The following is a 2,650-nucleotide window of genomic DNA, read 5'->3' as shown; positions in this document are numbered from 1 at the left end:
TGTTTTGGGATTCTCACATCCTTTCCCACTTAGCCATAACTTGGGGACCTTAGCTGTTGGTCAGGGTTGTTTCCCTCTCCACGACGGACGTTAGCACCCGCCGTGTGTCTGCCGGACAGTTCTTCCAGGTATTCGCAGTTTGATTAGGTTTGGTAATCCGGTGAGGACCCCTAGCCCATTCAGTGCTCTACCCCCTGGAGAATAAATCCGACGCTCTACCTAAATAGATTTCGCGGAGAACCAGCTATCTCCGAGTTTGATTGGCCTTTCACCCCTAGCCACAAGTCATCCCGAACTATTGCAACAGTTATGGGTTCGGCCCTCCAGTTGGTGTTACCCAACCTTCAGCCTGCTCATGGCTAGATCACTCGGTTTCGGGTCTAATGCAACAAACTAAATCGCCCTGTTCAGACTCGCTTTCGCTGCGCCTACACCTATCGGCTTAAGCTTGCTTGTTACACTAAGTCGCTGACCCATTATACAAAAGGTACGATGTCACCATTTCAGGCTCCATCTGTTTGTAGGCAACCGGTTTCAGGTACTATTTCACTCCCCTCGTCGGGGTGCTTTTCACCTTTCCCTCACGGTACTGGTTCACTATCGGTCATGCACGAGTACTTAGGCTTGGAGGGTGGTCCCCCCATGTTCAGACAGGATTTCACGTGTCCCGCCCTACTCAAGAACAATGGTTCGCATTTCGCATACGGGGCTGTCACCCACTATGGCTAGCCTTTCCAGACTATTTTGCTTCTCTTACCATTGCTGCTGGCCTGGTCCGCGTTCGCTCGCCACTACTAACGGAGTCTCGGTTGATGTCCTTTCCTACAGGTACTTAGATGTTTCAGTTCCCTGCGTTCGCTTCTTACATCCTATTTTATTCAGATGAAGATACCTTGTAACGATAACTAGAAACCAACGTTGTCAGTCTCCTCAAACCAGTAAGCACCAACCAAACCAAAGGCTTGGCAAGGCCGACCGGCCGTCGGACCATCTGGCCCGAAACGGAAATCAACAAAGTTGATTTCCTAGCTATCTAAGGTGGGTTTCCCCATTCGGAAATCGCCGGATCAAAGGGTATTCGCACCTCCCCGACGCTTATCGCAGCGTATCACGTCCTTCATCGCCTGTGCATGCCAAGGCATCCACCAGTTGCCCTTAAGACACTTGATCATTCTCATTGCCAATGCTCATCCTTCTGGCCGCCCAAAGAGCGCCAGACATGCCGGGATGCGCCTGCGGGGCACACCATAATCCAGCAAGGATCAAAGCATTGACGAAAAGACCAGCTTCTCGAAGTTTGTCCAATCGTCAGGGTATGACGAACCATAATGGCAGGGATTGAGCGTCCCATGCCGGCGTTTCCTCGCTCACAAAGCCTAAATCCATAGACCGCGTGGCTAAAAACCCGAACAAACCTTCTCTTCACAATGTCAAACAGAACAGGCAGCCCATCGCTGAGCCGCAAACTCGTTTTTCCTCAACTCTTTTTGTCACCCAAGGGGAAAACGGCCACAGACGCCGGGATAAAGCCACCGCCACCCCGCGCGCTCCAGCACAGGCAAAGGCAAACAACAACCCGATATGCGACACCATAAATGGTGGAGCTTATCGGGATCGAACCGATGACCCCCTGCTTGCAAAGCAGGTGCTCTCCCAGCTGAGCTAAAGCCCCAATTTGTTAGGCCCTCAATCAATAGAGCACATGACAATGGTGGGCCTGGGAGGACTTGAACCTCCGACCTCACGCTTATCAAGCGCGCGCTCTAACCAACTGAGCTACAAGCCCTGAACGCAAACAGATCAACAACCAGACGCATCCAAAGCAAAGCTTCGCAAGCCCAACTGGCCGTCGGTCACGTTTGACCGCCCCGTCCGGAGGCGTTGGCAAAACCAACTGCCGCAAGGACAAAAAGAGGAAGAAAGAGAAACGAAGACGGCAGCTTTCAGCTCTTGCTGCTGGCGATCGACCTGACTTGGCCGATCTTGTTCCAATAAAGCATCAAAAGCATTCGCCACAAGGACAAAAACATTAAGACGCTTCCTTAGAAAGGAGGTGATCCAGCCGCAGGTTCCCCTACGGCTACCTTGTTACGACTTCACCCCAGTCGCTGAGCCTACCGTGGTCAGCTGCCTCCATTGCTGGTTAGCGCACTGCCTTCGGGTAAACCCAACTCCCATGGTGTGACGGGCGGTGTGTACAAGGCCCGGGAACGTATTCACCGCGGCATGCTGATCCGCGATTACTAGCGATTCCAACTTCATGCACTCGAGTTGCAGAGTGCAATCCGAACTGAGATGGCTTTTGGAGATTAGCTCCGGATCGCTCCTTCGCTGCCCACTGTCACCACCATTGTAGCACGTGTGTAGCCCAGCCCGTAAGGGCCATGAGGACTTGACGTCATCCCCACCTTCCTCTCGGCTTATCACCGGCAGTCCCCTTAGAGTGCCCAACTAAAGGCTGGCAACTAAGGGCGAGGGTTGCGCTCGTTGCGGGACTTAACCCAACATCTCACGACACGAGCTGACGACAGCCATGCAGCACCTGTGTCCAAGTCCCCGAAGGGAAGAAATCTGTCTCCAGAAGTCGTCTTGGCATGTCAAGGGCTGGTAAGGTTCTGCGCGTTGCTTCGAATTAAACCACATGCTCCAC

Annotated in this window: 2 tRNA genes and 2 rRNA genes; all 4 read right to left on the bottom strand. The window is 52.9% G+C overall.

Annotated features, from left to right (window positions below):
- Positions 1-1,170 (bottom strand): 23S ribosomal RNA (locus IE151_RS17560); the annotation flags it as partial.
- 426 nt (positions 1,171-1,596) lie between these two features.
- Positions 1,597-1,672: transfer RNA gene (locus tag IE151_RS17555), tRNA-Ala, on the bottom strand.
- Between the two features lie 37 nt (positions 1,673-1,709).
- Positions 1,710-1,786 (bottom strand) — tRNA-Ile (locus IE151_RS17550).
- Positions 1,787-2,046: 260 nt separating this feature from the next.
- Positions 2,047-2,650, bottom strand: a 16S ribosomal RNA gene (locus tag IE151_RS17545); the annotation flags it as partial.

This window comes from Limoniibacter endophyticus (assembly GCF_014652835.1).
Lineage (GTDB): Bacteria > Pseudomonadota > Alphaproteobacteria > Rhizobiales > Rhizobiaceae > Limoniibacter > Limoniibacter endophyticus.
This window is presented reverse-complemented; position numbering and strand designations above follow the sequence as displayed.